The organism is uncultured Megasphaera sp. (genome assembly GCF_958350005.1).
Classification (GTDB): domain Bacteria; phylum Bacillota; class Negativicutes; order Veillonellales; family Megasphaeraceae; genus Megasphaera.
Window position 1 is genome coordinate 1 of the sequence record NZ_CATWFF010000095.1, and the last position, 7,944, is coordinate 7,944.

Here is a 7,944-nt window from a genome sequence, read left to right on the forward strand (position 1 = left end):
CGTATATATAATAACAATTAAATTCATTCTTGTCTACTCCATTCCGACATTTAACAGCCCATTCCGACATTTATTTTATAAAAGCGAAAAAAATCGTTTTTACCGGCATCATGTACGACGTAATACCGATAAAAACGATAGTCTTAAAAGGATTCATGATTTTATATGCGAATATGCAAGATAAGGTTCTCCTCCTTTTTCTCCATTTTTATAAGCTGCACTTGTGAAAATAATAACGCATATTCCAGTCGGTTAAGAAAGGAAACAGCCCCATAATAGGAGCCGCAGACCTCCGCTTCGTAGCCTTCAGCGTCCTGAAACAATGCATGAAAAGAAAGGATCTGCATCCCTTCTTCCCGGGCACAATCAGTAAGGACAGTCATGCGGTCCTGGTCCTTCTTATTCCATTGCTGCAGCACTTCTTCCCGATAATTTTGAGGAGTTACATGGGCCGCATAGGCAAGGGTCTGTTCCGTACAGCTTTTCCAGTTTTTCCAGGAGGAGTACGAATATATACTGTATCCCAGACTGCACAGGCATAGTATCAACAGGACCAGACATGCTATTCCTTTTTGTCTATTTGTTGGTTTCTTCTTCAGCAGCTCCATGCCGCAGTTCTACCTCCAGTTTGAATGGTGCCATATTCTGGTCTGTTTTTTTACCGGTACTGACAGATACACGCTGAACCAGCGGATGACGGCGCAGTGTGTCCCGCCACTTCTGTTCCGCTCCCTGACTGCCTGTGTATCCGGAAAGGATTACATTCTGTTTCTGTGCTGTCAGCCGTTCTACCATAACACCTGGCGGTTTCGTATCGCTTAGCATGACCAGAACGGCTGACCAGGAAATGTATTCTTTCTGGTGTTCCTCCATCTGTTTGACTGTCTGCTGCAGTTTCTTTTCTATCGTATTTTGCCGGATGATCTGCTTCTGTACCGGAAACGCCTGATCCTGATACCGTTGTTTTTCCTCTGCTGCCAACGAAGAAAATATCATCCCTGCGGCAACAGCACCAATGCTTATACTAAAAAGCAGGCCTGACAGAATCCCCAGCGGAAGGCCTGCGAGCCGTGTCTGCCAGGATTGCCGCTGCGCATCGGGAATAAGATTATACCGCATCTGTGCCTCCTAATCTGATGCCACCATGGCCGCTGCCGGAGAAAGATCCCATTGCGCTGCCAGTTTCCGGGAAGCCTGTGACCCAACCTCCAAAGACCAACGCGACCCATTTCCGTTTAGCCACACAATGGCAGACCCTTCCTTACAGCCATGCTGCCGGAGCAGTTCTGCCCCTTCTGGCGGGAGCGTCTCTATGCATTGATAGGTTATGACTTCTCCATCTTCCATCACCATAACATGAACCTGACCAGGTTCACAGATATACAGCGATCCCGAATCACGATGCCACCGTCCGGCAACTGCCGGAAGTACATCGATCCGTTCCGGCCAGGTACAGCAGATACGGTGCCAGGCATCCAGCAGATATTGAATGGAATCACTGGGATAGGCAGCAGCAATCCATTCATATCCGCCTGAGGGAAGACGTTTACGCCGCCGCTGCACATCCAGTTCACAGGAAACAGCTCCACTGCTGATTCCATCCCAGTCTGCCATCTGAAGGGCTTCACGCCGTTTTTCTGCCGGTATATCCAGCAGTTTCCAGCGAAGAGAAGGACCGCCTACAATAAAAGTGGCCCTGTAAGGCTGCAGTGAATAGATACGGACCAGTTGCTGCAGATGATGGAACGTACTGTCAGCACTTCGATTCCATTCTTCCGGATAGTCATAGATACAGGCCTGACATTCCTGTATAGTGCCGAACCAGGACCGCTGTATCTTTACAATACAGGCCTGCCGCAGACCGAACCAAATCCGTACGCTTCGCCGTCGAAATGTCTGCAACGGATTCACCTCCTTAATAGGTTACCTGCCGGATAACATACTGTGTGTGCCCTTCTTCATCTGCCTGCACAGTAAACTGAATCCCGCAGGTGCGCCGCAGCTGGAGAGAATCGGAAATAACCGATGCCCGAAGAAATCCGTTAAAAGGCAGTTGATACGGCGAGGATACACACTGCATTTCCAGGCGCTGGCCAGGAAAGACGATGCCGTATGGGTCATCTGCTTCCCAGTTTTTCCTGGCCGGCACATCCTGCCAGGGACGACGGGCCATTTCATCCCAGCCAACAAGCACCATACTTTCTGCTGCATATTCCAGCTGAACTGCCGTACAATACTGCCGGGCCGATCGGATATATGCATTTGCCAGAGACGAAGCTGACAGCGAAATGGCCAGGACAACCGCACCCAGCCACAGCATATATAAGGTAAGAAATCCATTTCGTTTCATTGTGTCCCCCAATAGGTCTGCATCGGTGTAATGTACAGTATGCAGGGCCACGTCTGGCCGCTTACCGTATCATACAACACAATATGTACCTGCAGTACGTCACCATGCTGCGAAAAATAAGGTATATCCGGCTGCGGCTGCACGCGAATTCGGCTGCTTCCTTTGGCGCCGCCGGTTAATGGCTGCATTACGTTATTGCTCATGATCCGGTATACTGTACTGCCGCCAACGGAAAATCCACTGGACAGATTGTCTTCATCCAAATAGCGTATAGTATTGTTCGTAACCCGATGGCCATGAGAAACGCGGAGGTCTCCATATATCGTTTCTTCCAGAACCATTCCCTGCCGGGACAGTTCTTCCCACGCTTCACCTTCCCGGCAGGTCCGGATAATCTGTACCGTCAGCGGCAGCATAGCCGCCAGAAGCAGGGCCATGAGTACTGCTGCCACGCACAGGTCCAGCAGGATAAAGCCATTAGGGCCGGGCCTGCGCCGCCAGGCGGCGAAACAAAAGAACCGTTCCATCAGGCAAGATCACCTCCACTGTATATTTTCTGTATTCCCGCAGCTCCTCTGCCGTTGTTCGGACCGAATAGGTATGGCCATTGTGCGAGGCAGCGTGCTGCCATTCTCCCACTTGTTCCTGCTGTTGAATCCGCTCCATTTCTGTCCGCCCTACGGAAGCGGCACCAGTCAAAAACTGGGCCTGCCGATACGTCGAAACAGTATATTTCGCAGCAGAAGCGGCCGGCAGAAGGAGAAGCAGGCCTACAGATACAGCAGCCAGTGCATCGGCTGAAGCCAGTCCATTTCGTTTATTCCAGCCGTATGCGTCCCGTCTGCGCCGCCACCACAATTTTGCGTTCATATGTCCGATCCGAATCTGATATAATAACTTCCATGTCATAGCGCGGCCTTCCTTTTTGATTAAATGAAAACTCCTTGCGGCCTTCGTCACTTACGCGAACGATAACCCCGTCAGGATAGGTACGGGTCTTTTGCTCCATATACTGACGCTGTATGACATACCGGTGCCGGTATACCAGGAGTCTCCGGGAATCGTTGAGAGCCAGGCCATTGGTCAGTGCGTGCTGACGAAGGAGCTGCAGTTCTATAGCCAGTTCCCGCGTCAGCACATCAACCTGACGCCGCTGGGGATGCCACACCAAAGAAGGCATGACCGTCATTGCAACGAGGCCCAGCAATACGAGGACAATCATACATTCTGTCAGTGATACAAAGCCATTATTTCTCCTTACCCGATCCAGGAAAGAATCGTTTCGCCAACGCCCCATGCTGTCCACCAGCCTCCCCAAATAAAAGGGCCAAAGGGAATCACCCCCTTTCCTGCCCATACTGTATGAATAAGGGCAAACACAGCGGCTGCCGCAAAAGCCGTTACAACCATGACATAGGCCGTCTGGCCCTGACAGCCTATGCACAGCGCAGCAATCAGCAGCCCGTCTCCTGCTCCCAATCCTTTTGGAAACACCCAGGCAGCGATCAAAAAGGCAATGCTTATGACTCCTGCCATGTACCAATCGGGACCCACCAGGTTTCCGGCCCAGGCAGCAATATTCACAACAGCTGCTATGCCGATGAGTTCATAGGGAATCCAATACCATTTAATATCGGTATACAGTGTAATTACTGTACAAAAGGCAAGGATGGAAATCCAGGCACTGTACAGTAGATCCGTCGGTACAGGCATCATGCAGCATCACTCCTTTTCATTACGGCTGATCGGTCGTTCCCTTGCGATGGGTGCCAATAGAATCATAGGTTACGCCGTCAAAGCTGCCGGAAACTACGCCTTTGTCGCTGATAGTATAATCGGAATTATCGGGAAGCTTGGGCACTGACTGGAGATAGGCTTTTCCCGTACTGTCCTCTTCGGCCAGTACATCAATGGAAGTCGGATAGGAACCCTTGTCGATCTCATACAAGGCGGCTGCATTGCTGATGGTATGCAAATCTGCTTCAATCTTGGCAATTTTGGCAGTCTTGCTGGCTGCAGTAAACCGCGGTACGGCAACGGAACTGAGAATCAGGATAATACTTACGACAATAAGCATTTCCAATAAGGAAAAACCGTTCCTGCCCTGTTTCTTACGAGATACAACAACCCAATTCCGAATACGTGTCAACATACTACAATCACTCCTTTTCATTACATTACAATACCTGTCGCCATATCTAAGACTGGCAGCAGCAGGCAGACGATCACACTTCCTGTGCATATACCGACGAACAGCAATACGACAGGGCCCAAAAAGCGCTGTATTTTTGCCATTTCTCCGGAAATCTGCCATTCATAATAGGAAGCAATGTGCTGCAGTGCGTCTTCATACCGCCCTGTCGCTTCTCCGACAGTCAGCATGGTTTCAATATACAAGGTACCAAAACGTCCCTGTTTCACGGCTCTGCTGAACGACACCCCCTTTTCCAGACGCCGCCTTGTCTGACGCACCTGATTGCGGAACCACAAACTGGGAACAGCAGCAGCACTGTCATCTAAAGCCTGTAAGATAGGAATTCCACTGCCAATCTGGACAGCTAAAATACGGCTGAATTTCTCCCAGCAAACAGTAATGCAGATGTTTCGTATCCATGAAATACGCAGGATATACTGTTCCAGCCTGATACAGACATCCTGATTGCGAAGGGCCAGTCCCAGGGCCGCTGTACTTCCGACAGCAGCAGCGGCCAGCAGAAGGCCATATTGCTGCAGCCATTGAACAGCTGACAGAATCAGCTGGGTCGCCCTGGGCAAAGGCACAGCCATTTGCTGAAACATTTCTTCAAATACAGGGAGAATAAATACGACTGATCCCATACACAGCAGTCCTGAACAAGCCAGCAAAAAGATGGGATACGAAACGGCCTGAATCAACTTTCGCCGCTGCCTGGCATTTTTTTCATAATAGTCACCCAGCAGGCGCAGCATCGTTTCCATAGCCCCGGAATGTTCCCCGGCCCGGATCACATGGCAGGCCAAGGATGGAAATAATCCCGTTCTTCCCATCGCCTCTGACGGAGACAGCCCTCCTTCCATCAGTTTGGCCGCTCCCTCGATGCGGCGGTATTTCTTTACATCGCCCATATCGTGAAACAGCAGCCGCCAGGCCTGTATGAGCGGTATCCCAGCCTGTATCATTGTGCCGAGCTGATAAAAAATAAAGGACAACTCTGCTGAGGAATAGGTCTTCATCGCTGCCGATATGCCTGTACAGCCTGCTCCATCGTTCGCATTCCCAAGGCACCTCCTGTCTGCATGACCGTCGTCAGCTGATGCTCACACCCGGTCCGAATAAGCTGGGCCACTGCCGGCGTATGTAATAAAATCTCCCGCAAAATATACGTTCCCTGTTCATCGCATCGCCGCTGCTGCGCTAAAATCGCCTGCATAACCAGGGCCAGCCGATTTCGTATTTCGTTTTGTTCTTCTCCGTCATAAGAGCCAGTCAGACGGCTGATAGCCTGCGCCGCCGAACGGGTGTGCAGCGTGGCAAACACGAGATGTCCCGTTTCTGCCGCAGCCAGGGCCGCACTCATCGTCTCTTTATCCCGCATTTCTCCAATCAGCAGAATATCCGGATCCTGGCGCAGGGCATCCCGGACAGCATCGGCAAAACCGAAAAAATGCGTTCCCTCTTCACGCTGACTGATCAGGGCCTGCTGCCCGGCAAGGACGTATTCGATAGGATCTTCCAAGGTAATAATGTGGCATGGCCTTTGTTCGTTTACATCGCTTAAAATACGCCAGAGAGCCGTCGTCTTGCCGCTTCCTGTAGCTCCGCATATCAATACGAGGCCGTCGTTCAGTCCGCCAAGGCGGTGAAGGAGCGCTTCATCGGCGTCTGGCGGCAGGAAATGAAGGGGATACAACAGGCGAAGAGCGGCGTGAAAACCGGCGTGCTCTACACTGACATGAAGGCGGCAGCGAATGCCTCCGTTCCAGGAAAAAGCAGCAGCACTGTCTCCTCGTTCAGACGGCTCCGGCAGCTGCAGTGTCTGCAGTATTTGCCGAATATCTTGCCTGCAGACGGCATCCTGGCCCCAAGGCGTCAGGCGCTGCCTGATTCGCAGCAGCGGCAGCCGTCCTTCCTGTAAATGCACATCTGTAGCCCCACTGTCTGCTGCGGCCTGCAGCACATCGTTCAGTTCCATAGGCCTTCTCCCATATAGTAAATGCGGCGGATTTCCGCCCTATCGGTCATGCCGGAAGCCAGACTCTGCCGAACCAGATGATCCATCAGAATGGCGCCGTCCTGCTGTGCCGCTTCCTGCAGAGCTGCCGTACTGCCGCGCTGCCGTATTCCCTGCCGCATATGGCCATTTACAGGTATTACTTCACACAAACAGAACCGGCCGTCATAGCCGCTGTATAAGCAGTGTGCACAGCCTCCCTGCCTGCCCTGACAATGGGGACAGCGTCGTCGGGCCAGCTGCTGCGACGTAATGCCCAGCAGTGCGTCAGCTACCAGATAGGGCTCTACGCCCATATCCAGAAGCCGCAGCGGTGCTTCTGCAGCCTGGGAAATGTGCAGCGTACTGAATACGACATGTCCCGTCAGAGCTGCCTGGACAGCAATCTGTGCTGTTTCCGCATCCCGTATTTCTCCGATGACCAGAATATCCGGGTCCTGACGCAGAAGGGCCCGCAGGCCATTTTGAAAGACCAGGCCTCCTTTGGCATGGATCTGGCTCTGACAAATGCCGTCTATCTTGTATTCGACAGGATCTTCCAGGGTTGCAATGCTGATTTCCGGCCGGTCCAGTTCCCGTAAGACCGAATAGAGCGTTGTCGTCTTGCCGCTGCCCGTAGCCCCGCCATACAGAAACAGCCCTTTTTTGCGCCTTGTAAGATCCCGCAGCAGCGCAACTACGGCCTGATCCATGCCCAGACAGTCCAGATCAAGCTGAATTCCCTGTGCATCCAGCAGGCGGATGACCGTCTTTTCTCCCCGCACGGTGGGCATCGTACTGATTCGCATATCCACCGTATGATCACTGCAGGTCCATACAAAACGGCCGTCCTGAGGGAGCCGCTTATTGGCAACATCCATACTGGCCATAATTTTTATCCGCGCCGTTACCATATCCAGCCGTTCCTTCTCCAGCAGGCCTGCTGTATGGAGAACGCCGTCACGGCGCAGGCGCACGCGTACATGCTGATCCATGGGCTCAATATGAATATCGCTGACACGATGGCGTACAGCCTGATCGAGCAGCAGTTTTACGATGTCCTGCACCTGTCCCCGACGTAACAACGTCTGCCATTCCTGCATATAGTCCTCCTTTCTCCCCTGAACCCATCATACCACAGGATTTTCTTCATCTGAAAAAGTTTAATCTTTCTCTAATGCAGAACAAGTCATTTATCATCGTTTGTTAATACTGTCTTCATCTGTCTCTCATGTAAGCCAATATTGCACGATGTTGAAGGAAATTGGCGGAAAATGACCGAAACAGCAAAACACCGGCCAGTGAGTTCATCACGCTCACTGGCCGGTGTTTTGTTTGTATTGTATGAGTAAAAAGGGAGATTATATCCTCCCCTGATGGGGAGCTGAATTATTTGGCAATAGC

Annotated in this window: 11 protein-coding genes; all 11 read right to left on the reverse strand. The window is 51.6% G+C overall.

What is annotated here, in order from left to right; genetic code table 11:
* Positions 1–576 precede the first annotated feature (576 nt).
* The 11 genes from Q3886_RS06655 to Q3886_RS06705 are packed head-to-tail and all read right to left on the reverse strand — an operon-like array spanning position 577 to position 7,643.
* On the reverse strand, positions 577–1,119 hold the full coding sequence (locus tag Q3886_RS06655; protein WP_301860464.1) for a PilN domain-containing protein: 543 nt from the start codon (positions 1,117–1,119) through the stop codon (positions 577–579).
* Positions 1,120–1,128: 9 nt separating this feature from the next.
* Positions 1,129–1,902 carry a hypothetical protein gene (locus Q3886_RS06660; RefSeq protein ID WP_301860466.1) on the reverse strand — a complete coding sequence of 258 codons (774 nt, stop codon included), beginning with the start codon at positions 1,900–1,902 and terminating at the stop codon, positions 1,129–1,131.
* A gap of 13 nt (positions 1,903–1,915) precedes the next feature.
* Positions 1,916–2,350, reverse strand: coding sequence for a hypothetical protein (locus tag Q3886_RS06665; protein WP_301860468.1), 435 nt, complete (start codon positions 2,348–2,350; stop codon positions 1,916–1,918).
* A complete protein-coding gene (locus Q3886_RS06670; RefSeq protein ID WP_301860470.1) occupies positions 2,347–2,877 on the reverse strand; it encodes a hypothetical protein in 531 nt (176 codons plus the stop codon). The genes Q3886_RS06665 and Q3886_RS06670 overlap by 4 nt, the downstream gene beginning before the upstream one ends.
* The gene (locus Q3886_RS06675) at positions 2,828–3,220 is read right to left on the reverse strand and encodes a hypothetical protein (RefSeq protein ID WP_301860472.1); all 393 of its coding nucleotides are present in this window, start codon (positions 3,218–3,220) and stop codon (positions 2,828–2,830) included. Before Q3886_RS06675 ends, Q3886_RS06670 begins: the two co-directional genes overlap by 50 nt.
* Positions 3,168–3,647, reverse strand: coding sequence for a Tfp pilus assembly protein FimT/FimU (locus Q3886_RS06680; protein WP_301860474.1), 480 nt, complete (start codon positions 3,645–3,647; stop codon positions 3,168–3,170). The genes Q3886_RS06675 and Q3886_RS06680 overlap by 53 nt, the downstream gene beginning before the upstream one ends.
* Positions 3,608–4,066 (reverse strand): prepilin peptidase, encoded by a 459-nt coding sequence (locus Q3886_RS06685; protein WP_301860475.1) that lies wholly within the window; start codon positions 4,064–4,066, stop codon positions 3,608–3,610. Before Q3886_RS06685 ends, Q3886_RS06680 begins: the two co-directional genes overlap by 40 nt.
* 19 nt (positions 4,067–4,085) lie before the next feature.
* Positions 4,086–4,502, reverse strand: coding sequence for a competence type IV pilus major pilin ComGC (locus Q3886_RS06690; protein ID WP_301860476.1), 417 nt, complete (start codon positions 4,500–4,502; stop codon positions 4,086–4,088).
* A gap of 20 nt (positions 4,503–4,522) precedes the next feature.
* Positions 4,523–5,563 carry a type II secretion system F family protein gene (locus Q3886_RS06695; protein ID WP_301860479.1) on the reverse strand — a complete coding sequence of 347 codons (1,041 nt, stop codon included), beginning with the start codon at positions 5,561–5,563 and terminating at the stop codon, positions 4,523–4,525.
* Complete coding sequence (locus tag Q3886_RS06700; protein ID WP_301860481.1) at positions 5,560–6,522, reverse strand: type IV pilus twitching motility protein PilT; 963 nt, start codon at positions 6,520–6,522, stop codon at positions 5,560–5,562. Before Q3886_RS06700 ends, Q3886_RS06695 begins: the two co-directional genes overlap by 4 nt.
* Positions 6,513–7,643: a GspE/PulE family protein gene (locus Q3886_RS06705; RefSeq protein WP_301860482.1), complete on the reverse strand. Its 1,131-nt coding sequence runs from the start codon at positions 7,641–7,643 to the stop codon at positions 6,513–6,515. The genes Q3886_RS06700 and Q3886_RS06705 overlap by 10 nt, the downstream gene beginning before the upstream one ends.
* Positions 7,644–7,944 lie beyond the last annotated feature (301 nt).